Source organism: Collimonas arenae (genome assembly GCF_000786695.1).
In the GTDB taxonomy this organism is placed as follows: Bacteria; Pseudomonadota; Gammaproteobacteria; order Burkholderiales; family Burkholderiaceae_D; genus Collimonas; species Collimonas arenae_A.
Genome location: NZ_CP009962.1, coordinates 2,808,123 through 2,834,549, shown reverse-complemented (window position 1 = coordinate 2,834,549; position 26,427 = coordinate 2,808,123). Strand labels below are relative to the sequence as shown.

22 protein-coding genes are annotated in these 26,427 nt (G+C 55.3%); 10 read left to right on the top strand and 12 right to left on the bottom strand.

What is annotated here, in order from left to right:
* Window positions 1-58 precede the first annotated feature (58 nt).
* The 3 genes from LT85_RS25945 to LT85_RS12545 form a co-directional block, all read right to left on the bottom strand.
* Window positions 59-1,453: a winged helix-turn-helix domain-containing protein gene (locus tag LT85_RS25945; RefSeq protein WP_081992332.1), complete on the bottom strand. Its 1,395-nt coding sequence runs from the start codon at window positions 1,451-1,453 to the stop codon at window positions 59-61.
* Window positions 1,454-1,928: 475 nt separating this feature from the next.
* Window positions 1,929-2,318, bottom strand: a complete 390-nt coding sequence (locus tag LT85_RS25425) for a transposase (protein WP_052135126.1) — start codon at window positions 2,316-2,318, stop codon at window positions 1,929-1,931.
* Window positions 2,319-2,441: 123 nt separating this feature from the next.
* Window positions 2,442-3,317, bottom strand: coding sequence for an OmpA family protein (locus tag LT85_RS12545; RefSeq protein ID WP_052135125.1), 876 nt, complete (start codon window positions 3,315-3,317; stop codon window positions 2,442-2,444).
* Between the two features lie 472 nt (window positions 3,318-3,789).
* Here LT85_RS12545 and LT85_RS12540 point away from each other — a divergent pair, with 472 nt between their 5' ends.
* From LT85_RS12540 to LT85_RS12530, 3 genes are read left to right on the top strand one after another with little or no spacing between them, the layout of a single operon-like run.
* Entirely contained in the window at window positions 3,790-4,533 is a 744-nt protein-coding gene (locus LT85_RS12540) for a response regulator transcription factor (RefSeq protein ID WP_038489193.1), read from the top strand.
* A complete protein-coding gene (locus tag LT85_RS12535) occupies window positions 4,496-5,809 on the top strand; it encodes a FecR domain-containing protein (protein ID WP_081992329.1) in 1,314 nt (437 codons plus the stop codon). The genes LT85_RS12540 and LT85_RS12535 overlap by 38 nt, the downstream gene beginning before the upstream one ends.
* Before the next feature lie 6 nt (window positions 5,810-5,815).
* A complete protein-coding gene (locus LT85_RS12530) occupies window positions 5,816-8,134 on the top strand; it encodes a CHASE2 domain-containing protein (protein WP_038489189.1) in 2,319 nt (772 codons plus the stop codon).
* A 94-nt stretch (window positions 8,135-8,228) separates the two neighbouring features.
* On the opposite strand, the gene LT85_RS25940 is transcribed toward LT85_RS12530, so the two are convergent.
* A complete protein-coding gene (locus LT85_RS25940) occupies window positions 8,229-9,572 on the bottom strand; it encodes a winged helix-turn-helix domain-containing protein (RefSeq protein ID WP_081992327.1) in 1,344 nt (447 codons plus the stop codon).
* 481 nt (window positions 9,573-10,053) lie between these two features.
* On the opposite strand from LT85_RS25940, the gene LT85_RS27535 reads away from it, so the two are divergent.
* The 5 genes from LT85_RS27535 (at window position 10,054) to LT85_RS12505 (ending at window position 14,048) form a co-directional block, all read left to right on the top strand.
* Window positions 10,054-10,134, top strand: a complete 81-nt coding sequence (locus LT85_RS27535; RefSeq protein WP_216595079.1) for a tryptorubin family RiPP precursor — start codon at window positions 10,054-10,056, stop codon at window positions 10,132-10,134.
* Between the two features lie 114 nt (window positions 10,135-10,248).
* The gene (locus LT85_RS12520) at window positions 10,249-11,277 is read left to right on the top strand and encodes a cytochrome P450 (RefSeq protein ID WP_038489186.1); all 1,029 of its coding nucleotides are present in this window, start codon (window positions 10,249-10,251) and stop codon (window positions 11,275-11,277) included.
* A gap of 209 nt (window positions 11,278-11,486) precedes the next feature.
* Window positions 11,487-12,182 carry a DNA-3-methyladenine glycosylase gene (locus tag LT85_RS12515; protein WP_038489184.1) on the top strand — a complete coding sequence of 232 codons (696 nt, stop codon included), beginning with the start codon at window positions 11,487-11,489 and terminating at the stop codon, window positions 12,180-12,182.
* A gap of 97 nt (window positions 12,183-12,279) precedes the next feature.
* Window positions 12,280-13,194, top strand: coding sequence for an alpha/beta fold hydrolase (locus LT85_RS12510; RefSeq protein WP_038489182.1), 915 nt, complete (start codon window positions 12,280-12,282; stop codon window positions 13,192-13,194).
* Window positions 13,195-13,478: 284 nt separating this feature from the next.
* On the top strand, window positions 13,479-14,048 hold the full coding sequence (locus LT85_RS12505; protein WP_156117508.1) for a hypothetical protein: 570 nt from the start codon (window positions 13,479-13,481) through the stop codon (window positions 14,046-14,048).
* Between the two features lie 12 nt (window positions 14,049-14,060).
* Here LT85_RS12505 and LT85_RS12500 read toward each other — a convergent pair whose 3' ends face one another.
* From LT85_RS12500 to LT85_RS12490, 3 genes are all read right to left on the bottom strand, one after another.
* Complete coding sequence (locus tag LT85_RS12500) at window positions 14,061-14,762, bottom strand: response regulator transcription factor (protein ID WP_052135124.1); 702 nt, start codon at window positions 14,760-14,762, stop codon at window positions 14,061-14,063.
* A gap of 205 nt (window positions 14,763-14,967) precedes the next feature.
* Complete coding sequence (locus tag LT85_RS12495; RefSeq protein WP_038489178.1) at window positions 14,968-17,793, bottom strand: ATP-binding protein; 2,826 nt, start codon at window positions 17,791-17,793, stop codon at window positions 14,968-14,970.
* Window positions 17,794-17,857: 64 nt separating this feature from the next.
* Entirely contained in the window at window positions 17,858-18,274 is a 417-nt protein-coding gene (locus tag LT85_RS12490; RefSeq protein ID WP_052135123.1) for a hypothetical protein, read from the bottom strand.
* 248 nt (window positions 18,275-18,522) lie between these two features.
* Here LT85_RS12490 and LT85_RS12485 point away from each other — a divergent pair, with 248 nt between their 5' ends.
* Window positions 18,523-19,311: an alpha/beta hydrolase gene (locus LT85_RS12485; RefSeq protein WP_172656976.1), complete on the top strand. Its 789-nt coding sequence runs from the start codon at window positions 18,523-18,525 to the stop codon at window positions 19,309-19,311.
* 78 nt (window positions 19,312-19,389) lie between these two features.
* Here the strand turns inward: LT85_RS12485 and LT85_RS12480 are convergent, their stop codons facing one another.
* On the bottom strand, window positions 19,390-20,325 hold the full coding sequence (locus LT85_RS12480; protein ID WP_052135122.1) for a LysR family transcriptional regulator: 936 nt from the start codon (window positions 20,323-20,325) through the stop codon (window positions 19,390-19,392).
* A gap of 246 nt (window positions 20,326-20,571) precedes the next feature.
* Here LT85_RS12480 and LT85_RS12475 point away from each other — a divergent pair, with 246 nt between their 5' ends.
* Entirely contained in the window at window positions 20,572-21,345 is a 774-nt protein-coding gene (locus tag LT85_RS12475; protein ID WP_038489176.1) for an SDR family oxidoreductase, read from the top strand.
* A gap of 209 nt (window positions 21,346-21,554) precedes the next feature.
* Here LT85_RS12475 and LT85_RS12470 read toward each other — a convergent pair whose 3' ends face one another.
* From LT85_RS12470 to LT85_RS12455, 4 genes are read right to left on the bottom strand one after another with little or no spacing between them, the layout of a single operon-like run.
* Window positions 21,555-22,742 (bottom strand): ABC transporter permease, encoded by a 1,188-nt coding sequence (locus LT85_RS12470; protein ID WP_038489174.1) that lies wholly within the window; start codon window positions 22,740-22,742, stop codon window positions 21,555-21,557.
* Window positions 22,743-22,776: 34 nt separating this feature from the next.
* On the bottom strand, window positions 22,777-24,003 hold the full coding sequence (locus LT85_RS12465) for an ABC transporter permease (protein WP_216595009.1): 1,227 nt from the start codon (window positions 24,001-24,003) through the stop codon (window positions 22,777-22,779).
* A complete protein-coding gene (locus LT85_RS12460) occupies window positions 23,945-24,637 on the bottom strand; it encodes an ABC transporter ATP-binding protein (RefSeq protein ID WP_216595078.1) in 693 nt (230 codons plus the stop codon). The genes LT85_RS12465 and LT85_RS12460 overlap by 59 nt, the downstream gene beginning before the upstream one ends.
* A 42-nt stretch (window positions 24,638-24,679) precedes the next feature.
* Window positions 24,680-25,918, bottom strand: a complete 1,239-nt coding sequence (locus LT85_RS12455; RefSeq protein ID WP_038489171.1) for an efflux RND transporter periplasmic adaptor subunit — start codon at window positions 25,916-25,918, stop codon at window positions 24,680-24,682.
* Window positions 25,919-26,427: the final 509 nt, after the last annotated feature.

Genomic DNA, 26,427 nt, shown 5'->3' with positions numbered 1-26,427 from the left:
GGCAACGACCGATACCTTGCCAATCTCGTGTTTCAAGCTGTCGAAAGAGCTCCCGTTCTCAGTTCAGCTTTTGCTTTTGCTTTTGTTTTTTCGGAAGATAAAAAAACACTTTTTCATGCACGGAAGGATATTCTGGATGTTGCTTAAGCGGCGCGTATTCCAATGCGTTCAGTAAGATTGGCAATGATCCACAACCCAGGCTGGCGGCTTCCTTTACCCGTGCCATTGCCTCGTCAACCAGCCCTAGAGCGATCAAGGCTGCCCCATGCATTACACGGGTGCCGGCATTTTCCTTCGATTGCGCTGCAATAATTTCCAATGCACCGGTACGATCACCGCAACGTGCAAGTGCGTAGGAAATCATTCCGGATGCGCCTGCCCATGATGAGCGGGTTACCGCCAATTGACGCGCTGCATAGGCAGTTTCAGGCTGTGGATCCATCAATGCCAACGTACTCAACAGATACATATAGGCTTGTGGACTTTCTGGATGCGATGTATAGGTGCTACGGGCTTGCGCCACAGCGCTTACCGGATCTCCGCTAGCAAGAGACGACGCGCGCGCTAGCATCACGGATATATTTGGCGAGAATGGATTCAGTTCGCGAGCAGTATCAAACGCGTCTACTGCTTCAAGTGGGGCATTGATTGCCAATAAATGCTGGCCGTAATGAAAATAAGTGAGAGCGTCATTGGACGACATGCGCAACGCTTGCTGATGCCTGAGCCGAGCTACATCGAAGTGCCACTTGCTGTCAAGCAGATGCGCTATTTGCGATTGCAAACCTGGCGTCTGAGGCGCAGCAAGATGCATCGATTCCAGCAACGCCAGGCCATCGTCGATCAATGATTGCTCCACTTCCACGCCGTAATTAATTTTGTCGGCCATGCATTGTGCTAACGTCAGTTTTGCGGCCATGTATCCAGGCGCCTGGGAAATGACCTTTATCAGTATTGATTCTGCCTGGGTAAGCGTTTCCAATGAGCAATGAGCGAGCAATTGTTGCGCGTAATTGCAAGCCTCCGCCAATGCGGGTTGAATTCTTGCCGTTTCAAGCATCCGAGAATGTACGGATGGCGGCGAAATCTTCGGGGGATTCGCTTGATCAGGCAAAATTATCGCGCGATATCCTCGACCGTAAAGAGAGTCGATCTGTATCGTGCCTAAATGGGAAAGCATGCGCCGCAGTTGTGTTATGCAGCGTGCGAGACTTTCATCTGACATGTGACCGGCCCATACACCGTGGGCAAAATCCTCTTTTGAAACGGTTCCCGGCCACGCTTGAAGCAATAGTCGAAAAACACCGCGTTCCTTCGGAGGAAAATAGAGCAGAGAATTTTTGTAGAAGATTAAACCGTCTTGATCTACCTTGAATCCCACGGAGACCGGATCTATATCCGTCGTTCCGCGATATCGGGTCTGCATGTTTATTTTTTCTACAACTGTTGACATAGTTCTGCTCTTTCTGCAAGCCACGAGAAAGCGGGCAATCAATAACGAGTACTAAGATCGATGGATTAACATTTTTCGCGGGAATATTTTCATCTGACTGTTTCTTAAAAGATGCGTCAAAACAGCCATCGTCAAAATGATCAGAAAGGCATAAGGATGCGTCTCTCTTTTTATCATTCATGCATCCCCGATGCAGCATACTTGCTGGTTTGCATCGAAAGGGGCAACCACGTGCAGGCCACGGTTCTCCAATATGGTGAGTACCCAGCCTGGCTTTGTTAGAGGCTGTTGCGAACACACCTGGCGTTGTTGCCCTTGCAGGGCGCGCCAAGGCTTGCAAGCCCGGGCCGTTCCACAGGCGGACGACAATGTCGTCTGAAATTCCTGCTACACTCTCCTGGCCGTACTGCTCGTACTGTCTTCGTCGGCGCGCCCAGCCATCTGTGTTCGCAACAGCCTCTTAGATATTCGTGGATCAAGCAATCTCTCTTGCATATAATTTTTTGTGGTTTCTTCTATACAGTCGCCATTCCCTGCGCTGCGAATACAAATCAGCGTAATCGGCAATCTCGGTCAGCATCCGCAACAGGTCGGGATCCTGGATCCTGCTTTGGAGAAGAAACCGCCAGAAATTACTCTCAGTCCAACGGCGGAACCGCATATAAGTTGCATTCCATTTGCCGAATTGTGGCGGTACGCTATGCCACAAAGCCTTGTTCGACACTACCCATAAAATGGCTTCGATGAACAGGCGATTGTCCTTGGCGCACATACCGGGGCCACCTGGTCTTCCGATCAAGATCGGCTCCAGCTGCGACCATTGCTCATCGCCCAGTTTCAATTCATATTCTTGTATCTGATTCATTGGAAGACTTTACTGAAAATTTATCCCGGCAATAAAATATCGCCAGCTTGAGACGTATATTTCACGCCGTCGCTACCCGGAGCAACACCTAGTCAATACGAGTACTCCAGATACGCTTGCACTTCACTCTTCTCCAACCACCTCGACTTCAACGCGCCGGTTTGGCTCCAGGCAGGTCAGCAACGCTGTCGTCTGCACTGCGCCTGGGCACTGCACCAGCGGCTGTCTGCCGCCTAGCCCGGCAATGCGGATAATCTTGGCGTCAATGCCGTACTGAGCCAGTAATTGACTAACTGCGTCGGCACGCGCCAGCGATAGTTCTATCTTGTATGAATCAGAACCGAGGCGATCGGTATATCCCGTCACGACCACGTAATAGAGGCGCCTGAAGTTGCGTTTGATGTCAGCCGCAAGATGCTCAACTTTCAAACGCCCTTCAGGCCGCATATCATTCAAAGAACTGCCTTCTGCACCAAACAAGCCATCTGTTCCCAAGGTCAATTTCTGCGGCGCTATTGCTGCCCTGGCGGGGGGGGATTCGACCGGCGGCGGCTCGACCAGCAATGCGCAATCCGGGCTGCGCCAATACATGCCGTTGACGCGTACACTCCCGTCGAAACGCACCATGTATTGGCAGGTCACATCCCCTGGCCCCTTATCGGTTCGAAAATGAAAAACATAATTCCACTCCCGTACGCCAATAACGCCCTCACTAAAATGCGGTGATCCTAGTAATTCACGGACCTGGTCTTTATCCATGCCAGTCCGCATCGCGCGCAATGCCTCGATGCTGGGAAACGAACCATTCCGCAATGTCGCGGAACCTGGATTAGGAAAGTCCTTGTCCTTGGGCGCTGCAAGACTGGCCGGCTCTCGCGACATGTCTGCCAGGCCTAAGCCGGCACAGCCGGCGAGCAGGAAAGTACCCAGGATCGCTGCGGAAAACAATAACGACTTTATCGCCATCCGCGAGATTGCAGACCGTCCTTGACCAACCATGATTTATCTCCTGAAATTGCCCCACTAGCCCTGACATTTTCAGCTTGACGATACTGCTAGCCGCCTTGTCTTGAGTTTGCATGGAGCCTATGTTATTAAAGAAAAAGTCCAATGAGCGCATTTTGCGAGAATTTATCAGAATCGAATTCTGCTTTATGATGACATCGGACTGCAAAAATAACGTAAACATGGCGTGACCCGCTAGTCCAGGGTGAGCGGGCTACAGATTCTGACAAATTCTCGCGAGATAACCATAATGGCTGCCATGTTTTGTATGATCCTCTACCCGACGCAAGAAGCAATAGCCGACGATTTTTTTCCGTGACAGATTTCGATGACCAGGAGTTATCTTTAAACAACTCGAGACCTTGCTGCATGACTGAGATTAGTATGTATTCATTTCATGCAGTGTTGCTGGCTACAATCATGGCAGCGGCCTTTCTTCACGTACTTCTTAACTGACTCCGCCACGATGCGCATCGCCGTACTTGAAGACGAACCAAACCAGATGGAATATCTGGTGCATACCCTCGAAAACCAGCTTGCGCTGGACGACGAGAACGTCTCATGCGTGACGTTTGAACGCGGAGAAGCATTGCGCCGGGCCCTGCGACGCGAAACCTTCGATCTGCTGGTGCTGGACTGGAACGTGCCCGACCTTGACGGCGTCGAACTGCTACACTGGCTGCGTCAGTATCAGCAAAGTGAAACGCCGGTGATCATGCTTAGTTCGCGCTCATCGCAGCACGATGTCGCCAACGCATTAGGTATAGGCGCCGACGACTATATTGTCAAACCGCTGCGGCCACTGGAACTGGCCGCCCGGATCCGGCGCCTGTTGCAGCGTAATCGCCCGCGCCCGACGAAATCTCTGGAGCGTTACGGCAACTGGATATTTGACCGGCCATCGTCCAGCGTCAGCGTCGAGCAGGATGGGGAAAAACAGCACTTCGAACTGACCGAGCGCGAATTCAGACTGGCGCTCGCTTTGTTTCGTAAGCTGGGCCAGGCTGTTTCACGCGCCTATCTGATGGAAAGCATGGGGCATGACGGCGAGCTGTCGACCCGTGCGCTGGACAGCCAGATTTATCGCTTGCGCGCGAAACTGGGTTTATATGCTGCCCGCGGCTTACGCTTGCAGACTGTTTATGGCCAAGGCTATCGACTAGAATCAACCGATGACAACCACCACAATGAAGTTCCACCTGCTGTTTGACCGATCAGGAAGAGCCATGCCGGCTGCGGTCCCGGCCTCTCTCCGTAATCTGTTGCTGTTGTTATTATTGATCACGCTGGCGGGCCAGGCCTTCGCGCAGCAAGGCCAGACCCATGTGGTGCGTCCCGGCGACACTTTGTGGGATATCTCGCGTCAGTATGAGCAATCGCCGCTGCACTGGCGGCAAATACAAAAGGACAATGCTGTGCAGGTTCCGGAACATCTGAAGCCGGGCCAGGTGCTGATGTTGGGCGGTAATGTGGCGATAGTGGCGGAGCTGACCGGCTCGGCATGGCTCACGCGCGGTAACGCGGCACAACGGCCGCTGGCGCGTGGCGCAGGGGTGCAGGCAGGCGATGTGCTGGTCACGGAACACGACGCATTTTTAAGCATGACCCTGGCGGATGGCAGTCATGTTGTAGTGCCGTCCAGCAGCGCTCTTAAGGTACTGGTGATCAACGGCCAGGTAGTACGCTTCGAGTTATTGAGCGGACGTATGGAATCGCATGTCGAAAAGCAGAACGGCAGGCACTTCGAAATCCGCACTAAATCGGCAGAGCTCGGCGTGCGCGGTACGCATTTCCGGGTACGCGACGAAGACAATGTCGTCGCGGTTGAAGTCATCGAAGGCAAAGTGGCCGTCGACGAGCTAGCGGCAGATCCGCGCAACCTCTTGGTCGGCGTAGCGCACGGCTCATTGCTGTCCGGTAGCGAAGCCTTGCAATCGCACCAGCTCCCGGCTGCGCCTGAGCGCCTCGAAAGCGCAATCGATGGCGACATCCTGGTCGCGCCGCAAGCGGATGCGAGCGGTTACCGTCTGCAGCTCGCGCGGGATGATGGTTTTCTGCAGCTGGTGCACGAACAGCGCTCCATTCTGCCCCGCTTCACCCTGCCCGATACGCTGGCGCCGGGTTTCTATCATCTGCGCCTCACTGCGTTCGACAAGCGTCAGCTAGAAGGCTTGCCCAGCGACAGCACCGTATATGTCGCCGCCAGCGCCTCGCGGCGCAGCGGCGCCGAGAGCCTGGGGGACGGCCGCTACAAAATACGCTGGCCGGGGCGTTCGGGACAGACATTCAGGTTTGAACTGGCCCGCACAGCGGCATTCAGTCCCTTGCTGGCCCAAGATCCTGCTTTTTATGGCACCACCGTTACGGTAGGGCCTTTCGTCGTACCAGGGAAATATTATTGGCGCAGCACGGATATCAGCACCGGTGCGGCGGACTCAGCCGCCGCGTTATCTTTTAGCGGCAGCTTTGAAGTACCTGCTCCCTAGTCGCCGATGAAACATCGCTTCCTGATCGAATTGGTGCTGATTGCCTTGCTGCTGCCGCCGCTCATGATGTGGCTGGGCCAGCGACCGGGACTGGTACAGGCCGACCTGGCGATATACGATAGCTTGATCAAGTTTGATATGCATGAACCGTCGCACGATATCCTGCTGATCGGCATTGATGAACGCAGCCTGAACGAACTTGGCCCCTGGCCGTGGTCACGCAGCCTGCATGCGCAACTACTGCAACGCCTGTCTGCGTATGCACCGCGCGCCGTCTTGCTTGATTTGTTCCTGGACCGGCCCGGCGCTACGCCTGAAGCTGACCAGGAACTGGCGATGGCGATGCGAAAGCTGCCTGTTTTTTTGCCGCTGCACTATGTCGAACTGGATGACAACACGGCTGACGCTGCCCGCTTCAGGCCACCGCTAGCCGAGTTTGCACTCAACGCCAAAGGGATTGGGCACGTCCAGCTGACTCCCGACACCGACGGTATCGCCCGACGTCTGTTTCGCCAAGAAGGCGTCGCCGGCAACCTCCAGCCATATGTCGGTGAACTGATCGCGTCGAACCGCCGCACGTCAGCTGACACCCTATTGGAACCACCCAGCGCCGTTGGCTGGCAACGACGGGGACCATTCGGCTTCTCCCTTGCCGGCAAATCCAAGACTTATCGTACCGTGCCCTATGTCAGCGTCTTGCGCGGCGAAGTCCCGGCAGAATTCCTGCAAGGAAAAATCCTTCTGATCGGCGCCGTGAGTGGCTCCGGCCTGGACAATGACGTGCCGGTCGCGGGCGTAGGGCCGCAGGCGCGCATATCAGGTCTGGAACTGCATGCGAACGCAATCGATATGCTTCAGCAAGGTCGCGCAATCACTTTTGCGCAGGGACCGCCGCTAATGGCATGGACCTTCTTTCCAATCCTTCTGGCGCTCCTGTTGTTTCTGCACACCCCGCGCAACGCCCTGTCCTTCGCCTGCTGCGTCGCTTTGGGCTGGCTGCTGCTGTGCGTGGTCAATCTGCTCTGGAGACATTACTGGTTGCCACCTGTCGCACCGATACTTGGCGTGGCCATAGCCTATTTTCTTTGGAGCTGGCGCCAACTCAATGCGCTGCTGCTATTTTTTGGGGAACGGGTCGGCACCCTCAATGCTATCCCGGCCGGTGCTTTTGAGCCTGCGCCTGGCGCTATGTCATCGGCGCTGCATACCGTCGAAAGCCAGACGCAGGCACTAGACCGTGCGATCGACAGATTGTCTCAAATGCAAGTTTTGCTGAGCAAAGGGTTGTGGCAAATGCCGGTCGCTGTACTGATCTGCCAGGACGACGGCAGTATCAGCCAAAGCAACGCCGCTGCGCAACTGCTGCTGGCGCCTGCATTGACACCGTCGGATGTGGCACATGATCCGTTGCGCGGGCGCAGCTTGCCAGCATTGCTGCATGAAATCGCCAGCAGCCGTCCGCAACCGGAGATTCACTGGTCGCAGGCGTTCAGCGGTGAATACACCACTGAGCAGGGCAAGGTGTTCCGGCTGCGTATGGCGCGGCTTGATAGCAACGATACCGTCCCGCGCACCTGGCTGGCGGTTCTCCAGGACTTTACCATCGAGCGCCTGACACAACGCAAGCGCGAGCAGTGGCTCAGCTTTGTTTCCCACGACCTGCGCAGCCCGCAAGTATCGATCCTGAGCCTGCTGAATCTTTACGAACAGCCCGGATCCGGTATCGGCGTCGACCGCCTGGTCCACGATATTCGACGCGAAGCGCAGCGTACACTAGGATTGGCCGAAGGTTTCATGGACCTCGCAGAAGCCGAATCCGGCGACTACCGTTTCACAGAGACCCAGGCTGGCGCCATTATGCTGGATGCCGTCGACCAGGCTTGGTCTTACGCGAAAGTGCGAAGAATAACATTGGAACCGGAACTGGGCGAAGATAATTGTCCAATCCGGGTGGATCAGGTGATGCTGGCGCGCGCTCTGCTTAACCTGCTCAACAATGCAATTCGGCATAGTCCGCCGGACAGCACGGTCCGCCTTGGCATAGAGGTGGCGGTCGATACTGCCGAAGTCGTGCTGACAGTGCGCGACGAAGGTGACGGAATCGAGGCAAAGAAACTGGCGCGGTTGATGTCGGGCTCGAATTCCACAGGTCACGCACATCGCGAAGATGGACCGCAAGCTGCTCGCAGTCGCGGCCTTGGGCTCTCCGTCGTACATGCAGTAGTCAAGCGGCACCATGGCTGGTTTGATGCGCAGAGCATCCCGGGAGCCGGCACAATTTTTCGGATTGGACTACCGTTGTTCGATGACGGGAGCCGAGAATAATTAAACAGCTACAGTCCTCACCTCTCGTGCAAACGCTTGCCTGGATCTAGTCAGGTCTCAAGCCTCAATCCTCAATCCTCAATCCTCAATCCGGCTAATCAGCGTAGCTATGCGCAAATATCTTTGCGTGCACGGCTGGATAGTCCGGATGCAGCTTGAGTAAGGAATTTTCCAATGAATTTACTAAAATCGGCAATGGGCCACAGCCATTATTGGCCGCTTCCTTGATCACTGCCATGGCCTCGTCAACACGCCCCATTTCAATCAAAGCTGCAGAATGCATCGCTCGAATACTGACATTTTCGCCTGCCTGCGATGCGATGACACCCAGCGCACCTGCCGAATCATTGCAGCGAGCAAGTATGTAAGAGATCTTTCCTTCCCAAAATACTGCAGAGGGAGCCGACAGTAATATATGCCGGGCTGCATGAGCTATTTCTGGCTGTGGATCTTTTAGCGCCAGCGCACAAAGCAAATGTAAATAGGCATGCTGGTTATCTGGATACATGCGACATGTACTGCGGGTCTGCATGACAATGTCGGCTGGATCGGCGCCAGCAAAAGTCATTGCACGAATAAGCATCAGTGATAAATTCGGTACAAACGGGTTCAGTTCGATGGCACAACGAAACGCGGAGACTGCTTCGATGGGAGCATTGGTTGCCAACAAATGCAAGCCGTAATGGAAATGCGTGAGCATATCTTCTGGCGCAGCACATAAAGCCTGTTCGTGCATCAACCGAGCCTCGCCAAACTGCCATTTGCAATCAAGCAGGTGGGCTATTTGCGATTGCAGGCCTGGAGTCTCAGGCGCAATGTCCACCACTTGGTCAAGGATTTTCAGCCCGTCTTCAACCAGCGCAATATCGGCGTCCACGCCGCAGCTGATTTTGTCAGCCAGACATTGCGCCAGTATGAGTTTGGCGGCCATGTGGTAAGGGGCGCGAGAAAGCACAGCTCGGATCGTTGATTCTGCTTGCTGAAAAGCCGCTACCGATCGATTTTCGAGTAATTGTTGCGCATAGACACATGCTACTGCAAGTGCGGGATGAATTTTTGGTGTATCGGACGCGTAGCTTGCATTGAACTGTTGCGCTGGTTTGGGCGCAACCACTTTATCTGACAGAATTGTTAGGCGATAGCCTAATCCATATAAAGAGTCGATTTGTATGAGCCCAAAATGCGAAAGCGCGTGGCGCAGTTGCGTCACGCAGCGCGCAAGACTTTCATCGGACATATGCCCTGCCCAAATATGCTGCTTGAACTCATTTTTCGAAACCACTTTTGGCCATGCATGCAGCAGGAGCTTTAGAACACTTCTTTCCTTCGGCGGCAAATAAAGTGGTGATTCTTTGTAAAAAACAAGTCCATTGTTATCTACCGTAAAACCAGCAGATACAGGATCTATGTCAGGAATCTCGTGAGATGAAGTATGCATTTTTCATATTTCTATGATTCGCACATTTAAGCGATTATTTAATCCACTTATGCTTGCAATTCGGCTTGCTGCACCAATATTATGCGCTTACCTCATTTTGGTGCAAAGAGCGTGCCAACTAAAGAAATCAGTCCCAAAGAGGGAGGTATTTCGCATTCAATACCTCTATGACCGAGCAGCTAACAAATAACGAATAGGCTACTGAAGTACCCGCAATCGTCGGTACTTTTGATGGGCGCTACGTTACATGTAACGTAACGCTAATTCGTTTTTTTGTCCCCTCCAGAATTGTCTCTTCTTGTAGCTACATTGTTGCAGTTCATTTGGAACTGCGCTAGAGCAGATGTTGTTGCATTTAAATTATTTCCATTGAGTAATGTTTCTTCTGTGATACATTAACTAAAGAATACATATCGATGTTGACATGTATTCTTTTTTCTTTAATTGACACAGGCACTATTCACATTGAAAGGTCACAGCAATGAAGATTCTTATGAGCATCAAGAACAAGTTTGCACGGGAAAAAAGCCTGAAGGACTATGCTTGGTATATCTGGTATTGAGCCGCTGAGCCGTATCTGAATAACAGGTTACGGCGATGACTTACCCCGCGTCCGCTGCAGCTTCTATCGGTCCGACGGTCGCGGGACTCCCTATTTTAGAGATTATCGACAGATATGCTCACCACAGGCACTCGCACCACCGTCTTTGCTCCCAGACTCCAGGCTCTGTTGAACGATCATCGCGGCATCGACCTTCTCCGGCTGGATGCCAATACGGTAGGCGTCGCCGCTCCAGCGCTGATCGATCAGATCCTTAGCGCCAGGGCCGCGACCGAATTCGAGCGGCCGACTTTCAAACCTCTCCACGGCCGCTCTATCCCGCGCGACTATGCCTTGAAATCGATGCAAGCCATCGGTCGCGACGTGCGGACGGCGATGAAAAAGCAGCAACCTGAAAAGATCGATCTCTCCGGCGAATGGCCGCACGTCGGCCACGTCTTTCTACGTGATTTGATCCTCGGCGGCGACCCTTACCGCTTGCGTTTCTTGATGGATCGCATACTTGAATTGACGCCCAAACTGACCTGGGCGGTCATCGCCACCGGTGCGCTGACTTCTTTCAAGCTGCAGCCCGGAGCATCCGCCCTCGCAACTTTGACCGCCAGCGCGTCGACCTATGCCGATCGGCGTTATGCCATGGGCCTCTATCGACGCACTGCGGCTCCGGTATGTTTCACGATCTCGACGCTAGTCGCCAACGCACTCTGGCTAGGCGCGCCCTTCGACGACGCCATGTCGAACCGGAACATCCTGTATGAGGCCTTGCGACTGTTGCCGCCATCCTGGAACATCCTGCGCAACGCCTCCCCCGAGTACTGCGCCCTCGATTCTCGGATTGGCCCGGACGACGATGTCTTGATCTTGCCACTGGTCAGTCACCGCGACACGGCCCTCTGGGACGACCCTGAAGCGTTCCGCCCAGAGCGCTGGAACAGCCTCAACCCCGACGACCATCCTGGCTTTTTACCGTTCGGCCATGTATCCGAAAGGTGCTGGGGTCAGAACATGGTGATTCCCCTGGCGGAGATGCTGCTCAATATCCTGCGCAACGACGGCTTTGCCGTCAGCCCGCGGCAGACTGTCGCTACAGTACCTCTCGCCGGGCTTCTCGGCGTCTCGGAAGTCAAGATCAGCCGTAGGTGATGTTCGCGCCGACGAACTGTTGATTTGAACTGAAAGCTGACTCACTTCGCTGGATAATTTGCATCTTAAATTACCCCGCGATTACCCCGCGTTTTGACTGACTTCAAACGGCCGAGGCTTTTCATGATCTCTTTACCGAGAATCAAGCAGGATTGATCTGCAAATTGTTACTATCAGCATTCAACCAGCCCTGATAGAAGCCGTTCATCATGCCCAAGCCCGCTGTTCGCGCCCTCACCTCCACGCTGCCAAAGGCGCTGCCCGACGCTTTTTTTGATCGCGACGCTCAAGTGCTGGCCAGGGATCTACTCGGCAAAGTCATCCGCCACCGGGTCGGCGAATTGTGGCTCAGCGCCCGCATCATAGAAACCGAAGCCTATTATCGCGACGAAAAAGGCAGCCACGCGTCGCTCGGATACACGGAAAAGCGTAAGGCTTTGTTTCTGGATGGCGGCTACATCTATATGTATTACGCCCGAGGTGGAGATTCCCTTAACTTCAGTGCCCAGGGCGCAGGCAACGCAGTACTGATCAAATCCGCACATACGTGGACTGATGAGTTGAGCGGGTCGGCGAGCCTGGCGCAGATGCAATTGAACAACCCTGACGCTCAAGGCCGTCCACGCCCTTCGCACAAGCTGTGCGCCGGGCAAACTTTGCTATGCAAGGCACTGGGTCTGAAGGTGCCTGTATGGGACGCCAAACGCTTCGATCACGCAGTACTGCTGGTGGAAGACACAGGCCCGGTGCCGGACCATATCATTCAAACCACGCGCCTGGGCATTCCCAGGGGACGTGATGAACACCTGATGTACCGCTTCGTCGATGCGGCCTATGCGCCTTATTGCACGCGCAACCCGTTGCGCCGGGGACAGGTCGAGGGGCGCGATTACTTTTTGCTGTGAGCGTCACTTGAAATGAGCACCAGCGTCAACAGGCTGATCACAAAAGCTTCAAGGTAGCGAAAACCGCATTTTTGCAGTCACAACCCAAGGAGATAAAATGCTCAAATTCCTAGCTGGCGTCATTGGTGTAATCGCACTGGCACAGCCAGCCGCGGCGCAGGTCCAGCCGTTTCCACCGGCATTTCGTACGCAGGAAATCCAGACCGACGGCGCCACACTTCACGTTCGCGTTGGAGGACACGGTCCGGCCGTAGTGTTGATCCATGGCTTTGGAGATACCGGCGACATGTGGGCTCCCCTGGCAACTGAGCTAGTTCGCGACCACACGGTTATCGTGCCGGACCTGCGCGGCATGGGGCTGTCATCGCATCCTGCCGACGGTTACGACAAAAAGACGCAGGCCGCAGATATCCGGGTCGTCCTTGCCACACTCGGCGTTGATCATTCCGCGGTCGTCGGACATGACATCGGCACGATGGTTGCCTATGCCTACGCCGCCCGCTATCCGGACAAGACAGACCGGTTGGTCGTCATGGATGCGCCGGTTCCGGGCATTGCACCCTGGGATCAGATCGTACGCAGCCCTGCACTCTGGCATTTTTCGTTCGGCGGCCCTGATGCGGAAAGGCTGGTGGCTGGCCGTGAACGTATCTACCTCGACCGATTCTGGAATGAGTTCGCAGGTGATCCCTCCAAAATCAACGAGGCAACGCGAGTCCACTACACGGCGTTCTATGCCCTGCCCGGCGCCATGCACTCTGCATTTGCACAATTCCTCTCAATTCCCAAGGATGCCGAAGACAACAAGATATCGATGACAACCAAGCTGCCTATGCCGGTGCTTGCAATCGGCGGTGCGAAATCGTTTGGCGCGAACGAAGCCGTCGTTATGCGTAACGCTGCGGTGAACGTGACCGAGCTTGTTGTGCAGGATTCGGGGCACTGGCTCATGGAGGAGCAGCCGCTTGTGACCGTCACAGCAATTCGCGGCTTTCTCAATCCCAAAAAATAGTATTCGAGAGCCGTGATAAATGGGGGCAAGCTATCAACCAGCCAAGTTACTCATTTCTTTGCTCCAGGTGGTTGCCCCCTACTACTGCATTGTATTAAAGTATTACATCACTTTTATGATGTAATTCATTGTTTTTAAAAATATACATGATGTTAGGGACTGTATGTCTTGGCCGCGTTCTGGAAAACGAAGCACGAATGACCCAGAAAGCTAAAACTGGCATAACCCTATTGCACGTCGGTCAACAACCTTGTTGTACTATGGCTATCACAACAAGGGGCAACATGAAAAATCCGCTATCAATGACCATCTCACTGCTGCTGGCAACTGGAATTGTGGGAACAGGTATCTATGTCATGTCGAGATCAGTTTCAGACATATCGCCAAAAGTCGGCGCAGCAAAAATGGCTGGAAAAAGCGAGAACCTAACTGTCGAGCATTTCAAGCCCGACGCTAGCGGAACAGAGACCATGGAAGCACATCCGGCTTTGTCAAGTGGAATAGTGAAATGCGTTGAAAACGGCAAAGCCACCTATAGCAACCAACCATGCGGGACAAACTCAAAAACACAATTTGTGGACCTGCATGATACGCATGGCGTTGTCTCGCCAACCGCAGAACAGGTTGCCGCAGCCGACCGGCGGATAGAGGCCAGAAAGTACGAAAGTGGACCCAGCGTGGTAAGCAGCACTTCGACAGCCCCCCAAAGAAACTACTTTACCTGCGCCGCACTTTCAAGCCAGATAAATAGTATCGACGAAGCGACGCGAAACCGCATGGATGCATATCAGATGCAAGAACTGCGAATACAGCGCTCGGCAGCAAGAACACAACAATACCGGCAAGGATGCTGATCTAAAGAATGATCAGGCCTGAACCAGTTCGGGCTGAGCAGAAGCCTGCCAAGCCGCAGCAAAGGCATGCGGCTTTATATGTCGCAGTAAGGATTCGGGCAGCTCGACCAGTCCGCGCTCTATCGCAACGCTCACAGCCTCGGTCCGACAGCCTGCGTCCAGCTTGGACATGATTGACTGAACATGGGTTTTTACGGTGCCAACGGCGATATCCAGGCCACGGGCGATGGATTTGTTGCTCTGTCCTTTGGCGAGTAGCTGTAGCACCTCACCTTCTCTGCCCGTTAACATATCGCGCTCGGCCACTTGCGCCAACTGTCGCAGGACGGGAGCGCACATGTAGTTGCCGCCGCACGCTAGTGCGCTAATGCTCGCCAGGAGGTCGTGAACCGGGGATGTGGTCAGCAGAAAACCGTGGATGCCGTGTTCCAGCGCCATCAGAATAGCGTGCTCGCGTACCTGTGACGTGATGACCAGGATCCTGGCGGACTCAAGGCCATGACCAGGAGAAAAGTCTCTTCGCCCCTCGGCAAGTTTCGTCGCGGTAAAACTATCGGCTATGACAACATCGATTTTTCGGTGCACCGAGATAAGTTCTGCGTTAACAAGCTCGATATCCGGCTCTTCCGCTAGCGTCGCATTTACTCCAGCCTGAAGTAGCGGCGCTGCGAGGCAAACCAGTACGGCAATCCGTGTTTTGTCCCGCTCATGCATTTCGCTCCCCTTCTCGGTTATTCATGGCAGATGGTTATATCTCCATCTTTACCAAGCGACGGCGAGAAGTCGAGTTATGCATTGTTTGCTTTTGCGAGTTACAGAAAATGGTGAGCGCCAAGAACCTCAGACAACAAACATGCTTTCCATGCCATAGATGCAATTCGACAATGGAGGTCATCGCCGAGCTCTGACCAAGAAGGACTTACACCAGAAGGCTGCGCGCCAACACCAGGTCTTGTGATACCTCATCACCTGCGTCAATCAGGTATGGCTGAAGTATGCGATGTGCGTCCTCGGTACGGTCGACGCCGATTAAATGCTGGGCAAGGGAGACCGCCGCCCTGACCTCGCCCGATTTAGCGCCCTGAGAGCGAGCCAGTCCGATAGCTTCGAGATAACTTTTTTCAGCTTCATCGGGACGACCTGCCGCCGCGAGACAATGTCCACGTGCCGCAAACAGTTCGGGCATGCGCAGGAAATCTCCCTCGGTACGGATGAGCTGCTCCACCTCATCGCACATCCCAAGGGCCGCGGCATGCAGCGACATGGCGGAAAGCCCCCTTGCCACTATGACCAGGGAAAGAGAGGTCACTAACTCATACCGGCAATCGTGAAGCACTTCGACCGCGCTTTTGATGCGTTCAATACCTTCGTTGACGCGTCCCCTGGCAATCAGAATCTGGCCACGCGTGATGCTAACGACATTGAGGTACGGGATAAGGGAATGGCATTTAGCCACACGCTCCACTTCTTCGACGATATCGTGCAATCGGTTGACATCACGGCCCCAAACGAACACCGAACCTGCCCAGATAAGCGCAATGCAATACGTGACCGCATGCCCGGAGTCGCGTGCCTTCTCCATGGTCTCGCCGGCGATGGCCCTGGCTTTTGAATAGTGGCCGGTGAGCCACAGGCCGCGCGCCAATCCGCACAACGCCAGGATGTGGAAGTCGAAACCAAGCGTTGAAGTGGAAAAGGAAGAGGCGCCCGCTCCGTAAGAAATGCAATCTTCCCAGTGCCGATGTGCTTCGTTGAGCTTGCCAACAAGTTGAAGCGCCATGCCCAGAAGCGAGTTGACGGTGGCCTGCAACTCCGGATCATCGAGTCCGGGCAGGAGAGATTCGGCCTTTCTGGCTGTCGCCAGTGCATCGGTATATTTCCCTTCTCGATGCAGCAGAACCACATAACCGTTTAACAAGTGGAGAGTGCTGCGCACATCGCCCAGGTGTTCGGCCACCTCCAGAGCGCGGGTAAACGCCCTGGCAGCATCGCCACCTCTGTTCCCGGTCGAATAAATCAATGATTGGCCAAGCGCACCTTGAAGTTGTACTTCAACGTGCGAGCCCAACAACGATGGGGGGAGCTGCAACAGGGCAGCTCGCGCCCAGCGTGCACACTCGTTAACCTGAGACAGTTGCAGCAGCAGTGGACAAAGTGCAGCTGCGAGCCTGACCGCCCCCGCCGTCCGGCCGCCGTCTCGAAAATGCAACTCTAACGCCGCGCGCAAGTTGGGCAATTCCGTTCGCATAACATTGAGCGCCTCTCGTTCCAGGTTTTGCGTCAACCATTGCTGCGCCCAGGCATCGAAGTACATGGCAAATCGCTGGCATACGTCTGCCTCTTCCTCTAAATCAGACAGTTTTTTCCTGCTGTATGACTTGGTTGTGTCCAGCATGCTGTAGCGAAGCGCAGGGCCGCCCGCATCGACGGTAACCAATGATTTTGACACCAGGCTGGCAATCAGCTCAATGCCAACAGTCCTGTCGCAGTCAGAACAACACACCGCGATAGCTGCGTCGAGAGAAAAGGTGCCAGCGAATACCGAGAGTCGGCGAAGTAGCTGCTTTTCGTCGTCATTCAGCAGATTAAAGCTCCAGTCGAGCGTCGCGTTGAGCGTTTGGTGACGCGGAACGGCGGTGCGCCTTCCATGCCACATCAACCTGATGCTTGCATCGAAATGCGAGGTGATGGCCTTCAAGCCCAGGGCTTCTATTCGCCCAGCCGCCAGCTCGATAGCCAATGCAATGCCTTCCAGTTCGCGGCAGAGTTGCGACGCCAGAGGGGCATCGCTATCCTTCAGCTCAAATCCGGAACCGTTTGCGGCCGCGCGCTCTACGAACAGTTTGACCGCAGGATATGCCAGCGCTGATGCGGCGGTCGTTCCTTCGCCATCCGGCGGGAACCGCAGTGGTTGCAGGCGATAGACAAACTCCCCGTGAGCGAGAAGCGGCTCGCGGCTGGTCGCGAGAACGTGAACTTGAGGGCAGCCGCGCACCACCACTTCGGCAAGCTCCGCAGCTTCGCCGATAACGTGCTCGCAGCAGTCCAGAATGATGAGCGACTTCCGGTCCGACAAGTGTGCTTCCAGGGCGGATAAATCGTCTAAGCGGTTCTGCAGTCCGACAGCGCTAGCCACGGTCGCACGTATCAGTCCAGCCCCGGAAGTGGCGGAGAGATCGACGAAATGCACATCGCCGTCAAAGTGCATGGCCGCCATCTGGGTCGCGGCGATTGCCACGGTTGTCTTGCCGATGCCGCCGGCGCCGACAACCGACACAAACCGGCGCTGCAGCAGATTGCCGACGAGCGCACGCACCTCCTCGTCGCGTCCGAGGATGGCGGTCGCCAGCGCCGGCAAAGGTTTTACAATATTTGGTGACGCCGGCCTGATCTGAGCCGCCAGCTCCTGGCGCTCAACGCGACCAATGAAGGTATAACCCTTGTTGGCCGTATTGACGATGTAGCGGGTGCCGCCTCCCACGTCCCCGAGGGCCTTGCGTACGGCGACCATGTGAAACCGGAGGCTGCCCTCCTCGACCACCATGCCCGGCCACACGCGCGCGATGAGTTCCTTCTTGCCGATTGTCTCGCCGGCGGATTCCACCAGTACGACCAATATATCGAGCGCACGTCCTCCGAGCCGGACCGGCACGCCATCCCGCTCTAATAGGCGTTCGGATGGCGACAGCGTGAACGGGCCGAAGGCGGCGCGCCACTCTGTATGTAGTCTGGATTCACGGTGCATCTCGGTTCGGCATGGTATGGCTGGGTTAGTCACCTGGAATTCGTATTCTAGCCGACGCATGTTGCTACCCGCCAATTTTTCTGACGTCTGGTTCGGACTGCCCTTGCCGCGTCACCAGGATAAGGAGCCGCGCGATTTTTCCTTCGCAGAAGGAGAAAATAAAGTTCAGAATCAAAGGGTCAGGCAATCCGGTTTTATCGAAATCGCCCCCAACTTGAGCCGAAAGAATGATGTCGCCGAAGTGCTTTCTCGCTCCCAGGACTTCCATGCAGAATCGTTCGCCCACGATTTCGCGGCGAACCCAGTCCTCAATCGCCGCTTTGCCCCAAAAATCGCGCAACTGATCGTTTACGTGCGCATCCTGCTCGAAAAGGTCGACCAGGCGGCCGGCATCAAAGTCATTGACCGCCTCCACAAAGGAAACAACGATATCGCCAGCGATACCGCGCCAAGCTTGCGAACGTTGATTCGGTTGGACCATGATTTTTCCCGGAGCCTACATTGCCGTCGTGAGCTCAACCTTATCAAATTTAACGCAGCCAGTTGTTATACCTTGTTAGTACTTGGCACGGGGCGCCTTGGATATCTGCTCTATGCCAAAAGACATAGCCAATCTGGGCGATGGATATTCTGGCACCCTGCATCAAACTATGGTCGTGCGATTGACCTCGAATAGCTGTAAAGAACGCGGGGATGCACGTCCATTAATCTTTTTAGATGAGGTGTCAAATGCAAGCAAACTCTTTGTCTTCCTGGCGTACCATGCTCGGCGTGCTGGGCTTTTCTTCGCTGACTCTCGGTATCATGGCGCAAAGCCCTGCCGCCGCTGCCGAACGCGTCAACAACGTGGTGCTGGTCCATGGCGGCTTCGTCGACGGCGGTGGCTGGGAAGCCGTGTACAAGCTCCTGAAGGCCAAAGGTTACAATGTCAGCATCGTCCAAAATCCCACGACGACGCTCGCCGCCGACGTGGCTGCGACCAAAGCCGTGCTGGATACCCAAGACGGCCCGGTAGTCCTGGTCGGCCACTCGTACGGCGGCGCAGTCATCTCTGAGGCCGGCAACGACGCCAAAGTCTCGCGCCTGGTCTACATTGCGGCGTTTGCCCCGGACAAGGGCGAATCTGTTCAAAAGCTCATTGCCAATCCCTCTCCTGGTGCTCCGGTGCCGCCTATTCTTGCGCCGGTTAACGGCTTCCTGATGCTGGACAAGGCGAAATTCGCGGCTTCGTTCGCCGGCGACGTGAAACCGGAGCGCGCTACTTTCCTGGCCAACGCGCAAGTGCCGTGGGGCGTAGAAGCGCTGGGCGGAGAAGTAACTACAGCCGCATGGCGCACCAAGCCGAGCTGGTACCTGGTCACCAAGGACGACAAGATGATCCCGCCGGACGCGCAGCGCGCGATGTCCAAACGTGCCAGCGCCACGGTCGTTGAAACGCCAGGCAGCCACGCCATCTATGAGTCTAAGCCAGAGACCGTGGCGGCTCTCATCGAGAAGGCAGCTACGTTCCAGCATTAAGCACAAGGCGCAATCTGCAAAACGCCCTTTTGACTTCGGTCCAAAGGGCGTCTTTCCTAGAGTTGAGAATTAAGTCCATCAACGAGAAACGATATTTTCCGTAGAAAGGTCAGGAACAAGCAAGCAGACCTTTAGCACACCGGTCAGCCAGTCCGCGAATACCTGAAACTTGCGTGACAAATGCCGGCGATGCGGATAGAGCAAGGTCATCGGCATCGGCGCCGCGCGATAATCTCGCATCACTTCGACGAGTTCGCCTGCGACCAGATGTGCTTTTACATCATAAGCGGGAATCTGGATCATCCCGAGCCCTGCCAGGCAGCAAGCGATGTACGCCTCAGCGCTATTAACGGTAACGCGGGAGGATATCAATAGCGTGCGTACCTCCCCTTCTTCAAGCCATTCCCAGGGATGTACACGGCCGCTTGATGGCGACGCATAGTTGACTGCCAAATGTCCGCCAAGATCCCCTGGAGACAATGGCGTGCCATGCATTGCCAGATAGGAGGGACTGGCGACATTAATGAGAGGCAGGCTGCCGATCGAACGGGTCACGAGGCTGGAATCGTGTAAAGGCCCCACACGCAGCACGCAGTCCAATCCGTCCTCCACCAAATTCACCGCCCTGTCCGTCATTCCGATGTCGATATCGATGTCGGGATAGAGAGCAAGGAATTCCGGTAGCGCTGGAGCGATGATGAGCCGCCCGATACGGCCCGGCACGTCGATCTTGAGATTGCCGCTGGGCTTGATTGAGGTCTGTCGGAACAGGTTCTCGGTTTCCTCGACGTCGGCGATTACCCGCAGGCATCGCTCGTAGAAGGCCGCACCGTCTTGGGTCGTTGAAACCTGCCGTGTCGTACGGTGCAGAAGGCGCGCGCCAATCCGTGCTTCCAACTCCTGGATCGCCGCAGAGACAGATGAGCGTGGCAAGCCGAGCGTATTTGCAGCGCGGGTGAAGCTTGTGCAATCGACCACGCGCACGAAGATACGAAATAGATCAATACGGTCCAAGTGCGCCCCAGAAGATGTCGCCGTCAACTCAGCGCCAGAAGGCGCCTCAATAAGTAGATCACCCGTGTCAAATCACTTTTGCTGACTGGTGGCGTTCCCGGTTCAAAGTGATTTTGGTGGCTAATTGTTCGTTATTTCTGACATGTGTAGCTAGAAATAGCATCTTTATATCGTCATTTTAATCGATATCATTTTAATAACCCAAGAGGCCCGTCTTGTGGCATCTGGAAACCGGAGAGTCAAACCATGAGTAAACACGCGATCAAAGGCAAGACAGTTCTTATCGCAGGCGGTGCGAAAAACCTGGGCGGATTGATTGCCCGGGATCTTGCCGCACAAGGTGCCCGAGCGATTGCCATTCATTACAACAGCGCTGCCAGCAAGGCAGAAGCGGATGCAACTGTCGCTGCTATCCAGGCCGCCGGGGCTGAAGCGGTTGCGTTTCAGGCTGACCTGACTACCGCTGGCGCGGTCGAGAAGCTATTCGCCGATACCATCAGCGCCATTGGCAAACCAGATATCGCTATCAATACCGTCGGCAAAGTGCTGAAGAAACCTTTCGTGGAAATCAGCGAGGCGGAGTACGACGAGATGACTGCGGTGAATTCAAAATCTGCCTTCTTTTTCATCAAGGAAGCCGGCAAGCATCTCAACGACAACGGCAAGGTCTGCACATTGGTGACCTCGCTTCTCGGCGCCTACACACCGTTCTATGCCGCTTATGCCGGCACCAAGGCGCCGGTAGAGCACTTTACCCGTTCCGCTTCCAAAGAATTCGGTGCGCGCGGGATCTCTGTGACGGCGATAGGCCCAGGTCCGATGGACACACCGTTTTTCTATCCGGCCGAAGGCGCTGATGCGGTGGCCTACCATAAGACAGCAGCCGCACTGTCTCAATTCTCAAAGACTGGCCTGACCGATATAGAAGACATCGTGCCCTTCATTCGCTTCCTCGTTTCCGATGGCTGGTGGATTACCGGACAGACTATTCTCATCAACGGCGGCTACACCACCAAGTAATTTAGAGGCTGTTGCGAACACACCTGGCGTTGTTGCGTTGGGGCGGCCATCCGCTCCTAGCCATACCGCTCGTACTGTCTTCGTCGGCGCGTCTAGCCATCTGTGTTCGCAACAGCCTCTTAGCAAGCATTGACTGCGTGCGCTCCGCAGCTTCTCTGGTGAGCCGCGCTTGTCTTTGTCTGCGCGTGGCGCATCGGGTATCTGCCGCCCTATTCCGCACGTAAAGCCGTTGCGACCGGTAATCGGGTGGCGCGCCATGCCGGCATGAAGCCGCCAATGAGACCGATCGCCAGAGCCAGCAGCATGCCCTGCCCCATCAATGCAGGCGTAACGCGGAAGTCGAACGCGACCTGGCTGAAGTTTGCTCCAAGCGTCGCTGCGGTATAGCCATTGAATATCAGGTAAGCCAAGGCCGCACCGATGGCGCCGCCGATAAAAGCCAAAAAAATGGCCTCCAGCAAGACCGAGATCATGACAGGCATCGCGCCAAAACCGATCGCCCGCAGAGTGGCAATCTCGCGGCTGCGCGTCGAGATCGCGGCGTACATCGTGTTCAATGCGCCAAATACTGCGCCGATCGCCATGATCAATCCCACTGTATAGCCGAGGATACTGATTAGCTTGCTCATCGCCTCGGACTGCGACGCAAAGTATTGTTTCATCGTTGAGACCTTGACCTGCAGCCGCGGGTCGGCAGTGAGAGCGTCTTTGAACGGCGTCAGCGCCGCATTGTTTTCCAGGGCAACACTGACCGACTGGTAGCCGTCGCGGCGATATGCGCTCTGTACAACTGCTGCGTCCGCCCATAACTCGGATTCATTCACGCTGCCACCGGCTTCGAAGATGCCGACCACAGTCCAGTCGGCATCGCGAAATGCAAGCCGCGATCCAAGTTTCAATCCCTTGAATTGCGCCGCTGCCTGTTTGCCGACTATGACTTCACGCGTGCCGAAAGTAAACAAGCGGCCTTGTACTATCTTCACTTCGGGCCGTAAAAGAAAGGCGCCCGGTTGTACGCCGCGCACCGCGGCGTTTGCCAGCGTACCGGTACTTGCCTTCGGTAAGTCTGCGATGACCAGGAGTTCTGCCGCGACAATCGGTTTGCCGTCGGGGCCGCGCCGTACGCCCGGAGCGCCACCGATCACGTCTGCCTGCTCGCGACTTAAACCGCTGGAAAGTTCAGAAGTGGCTCCGCTACGCATCACTATCGCACGGTCTTCATAACCGGCTTTGCCTAGCGTGGCGCGAAAGCCCGCTCCCATGGATAAAATCGCCGTCAGCACGCCGACTACGCCGGCGATACCGACCACAATCACCAGCGAGGGGCCGAGCCGCTGGGGAACATTTTTCAGGTTCATCCAGGAAACTTGCACAATTTGACTTAGCCAGGCGAGCATCGCGCTTACTCCTCAAAACCTACGAACGGCAATATTATGCCCTTAAGGCGTCGACAATCTTGAGACGCATCGCCTTGAGCGCAGGCGCGAGTCCGACCAGAAGTCCAAGCAAGAATGCGAATAAGAAACCTTCGGCGACAACCCGCCAGCTTACCCGGGTGATTCCGAAGCCGGATAACGATTCTTTCATCGCATCGATGGCGAACACCGCCAGCAGCAGGCCGATCGCCGCGCCGAGGACGGACAAAAGCAATGACTCCAGCATGACCAGCCACCATACCGCCTGATTGGAAAATCCCAATGTTTTCAAGATACCCAGCTCAGGAATGCGTTCGCGCAGCGCCTGGGACATGGTGTTCCCGGTCAATACCAGGATCGTGAAAAAGACAGCGCCGAGGATGGCGCTGACGATGAGCGCAATATCGCCGAACTGCTTGGCGAAGCCTTGTGCAAACGCTTGTTCGGTCTGGGTTTTTGTCTCATGTCCGGAATTGTTGAATTTGGCGTCGATCGCCTTGCCGACGGCATCCGAGTGCGAACGATCATCTATTTTCACCAGAAACCAGCCTATCGTTCCTTTGCCATATTGGCGCGCTTCGTCGAAATAGTCGTAGCGGAACAGCAGCGCCGAATCGCCATTGGCCAGATCTTTGGTGTTGTGAAAAGTGCCGACAATATCGAAGGTCCACGTCAGCGAACCGTCTGTCTTCGGCCAGATATCGGCCAGAAGCGGTACTTTGTCGCCGACCTTCCAGTTCATTTGTTTGGCCAGTGTTTCACCGACCACTGCGCCAGTGCGATTTGCGTTCCATGCGGCGCGCGTCTCCGGGCTCATTTGAAGTTCCGGCGCAATTTTCAGATATTCGTCCGGTACAACCGGGAACACCGCGAAACGCGCCGGTTTGTCTTGATAACTGCCGCCGAACCAGCTTGCAAACGCCACCGCCTTGACCCCCGGCACCGCTTCGATTTGCTGCTGAAAGGCGATCGGCAGCATATCGATGATCGAATATTTCGAATTGGTGATCATGCGGTCGGCATCGGCGTTGTCCGCACCGCCATTGAATGCTTGGCTCACCGCCTGCAACAATCCGAACAACAGGAACGCGACGATGATCGATAGCAAGGTAAGGATCGTGCGGGCTTTCTTGCGAAACAGGCTGGCCCAAATAAGCGAGAAATATTTCATGATAGCCGGCGTTTCACGCGACAGGATCGGTGACCAGCGTGCCCTTGTCCAGATGGACGATGCGACTGGCATACTCTGCCGCCTTAGGGTCATGCGTGACCATGATGATGCTCTTTCCGTGTTCGCGATTGAGGAGTGTCAATAGCGACAGGATTTCATCAGCTGACTTGCGGTCCAGATCGCCGGTCGGCTCGTCGCACACCAGCAACTGCGGGTCGGAAACGATGGCGCGCGCTATTGCCACGCGTTGCTGCTGCCCGCCCGACAATTCGCTCGGTTTGTGTTTGCCGCGATCGGCCAGGTTGACCAGTTGCAGAGCGATTTCGGTATTGCGACGGCGTTGCGCCGCAGGCAACTTGGTGAGCAGCAGCGGCAGCTCGACGTTCTTTTGCGCAGTCAGCATCGGCAGCAAGTTGTATGACTGGAAAATAAATCCGATGTGATTTGAGCGCCAGTGCGTGAGCTTGTTCGATCCCATCTGGTCGATACGATTGCCGCCGACTTCGATCTGGCCGCCGCTAGGCGAATCGAGTCCGCCAATCAGATTGAGCAGCGTTGTCTTGCCCGAGCCGGATGGCCCCATCAGGCAGACAAAATCACCCTTGGGAATATCCAGGTTAATGCCATGTAATACTTCTATTTTTTCAGCGCCGCGCTGATAGGTTTTGACCACGTCGCGAATTGAAACGAGAGTTTCCATATTCATCATCCTTGATCTGAAATCAAAACGAACAAATCAAAACAAACGTCAGGGCGCGCTTCCTTCGGCCGGCGCAATATGTATCTGTACGCCGTCGGCCAGGTTGGGAGATGGCGATACTACCACCGTTTCACCGGCATTCAAGCCGGCCAGCACCTGGCGGTCCTCACCCATTGAACGCCCTACCTTGAGCGCGCGGCGTTCAATTTTTTGTTCAGGGCCGACTACAAACGCAACCGGCTTGCCATCGCGCTCACCGATTGCGGTCGCCGGTACGCGAACCCCTTCGTTGATATCCGCTCCGGTCGATTGCGCCGCGTCTCGAAAGCTCACTTTGACGCCCATTTCCGGAACGATACGCGGATCCTTCACCAGCAAGGCGATGCGTACCTTGACGGTTGCCTTGCTACGGTCAGCGGAGGGAATGATCGCAATCACCTCGGCTGGAATCTTCCAGTCAGGATAGGCGTTGAGGATCGCATCCACTGGCATTTTCGACAATACGCGGCCAATATAGGCCTCGTTCACGTCGACCTCGATTTCAAGCGAATCCATGTCGACCAGGGTGCCAATGCCGGTGCGGGTGAAACCCCCGCCCGCAGAGAGTGGAGAGACGATTTCGCCAGGTTGGGCCGCCTTGGCGATGATCACCCCCGAAAACGGCGCGCGTATCACGGTATTGTCGACCCCGTCAGTGGCAACGCGCACCTGATCGGTGGCGACCTGTATGTTTCGTTGTGCGGTATCGAGCTGCGATAGCAGCGAATCGCGTTGCGAAATATACTGGTCCAATTGCGCCGGCGCGACGAATTTGCGCGCGACCAGCTCCTGATAGCGAACGACATTTGCTTCGGCCAGCTTGAGTTGTGCGCGCAGGCTGCCTATCTCGCTCTTTGCAACCGATAATTGGGAATCGGCCAGCGCGCGCTGGGCATCGGCGTCGATCGGATCGAGCGTTGCCATCACTTCTCCGGCCTTGATGTGCTGGCCTTCTTCGATCATGACCTCTTTCACCTTGCCGGTGATTTTCGAAGAGACCGTCGCCATGCGCCGCGCGGTGACGTAGCCGGTAGCATCCAGCACAGATGCGTTGGCGCCGATTTTGGTCGCAACCGCAGTATGAAACTGCGCGACTGGAGTCTTGATATGCGTCCATGCCGCATAGGCAGCCGCGACGAGCAAAACGGCTACGCCAAGGCCGACCCACAGCGCGGTTTTCCGAGGCGTCTCCGACGGCGTACGGTCGATGCGAAGCTTGTCGAGCAATTCCCGGCTATTTTCCGTCATATGATTCGTCGATTCACAAGGTCCTGGTGTTTTTGCATGACACTCCTTGGAACAGCTATTTGTGCAAATTCTATATCTTTTTCTTGGATGCAACTGCGGATTTTTCTAGGGCAGCGCGAGTGGCTTCTAGCAGGCTGAGTTCTCAGATTACATTATTTTGATGCCATAACGTATTGTTTTAAAATAATTTTTGTTCGATTTCCATACCGCGAACGCAGCTCTACATCGGCGACTATTGCTGAACAAGATGGCAACATGAATGCTTAAATTTCTGGTTCAGGCAGTCGTATCCCCCAAGCGGCCACCAGACTCTGTCACCAAGCTCACCAAGCATTAAGAGGCTGTTGCAAACACACCTGGCTTGCAAGCCAGGTGTGTTCCGCAGGCAGATGATAGTGTCGTCTGAAACCCCTGCTACACCCTCCTGGCCGTACTACTCGTACTGTCTTCGTCGGAGCGCCTGGCCATCTGTGTTTGCAACAGCCTCTAAGTACAACTGTTAACGCGGT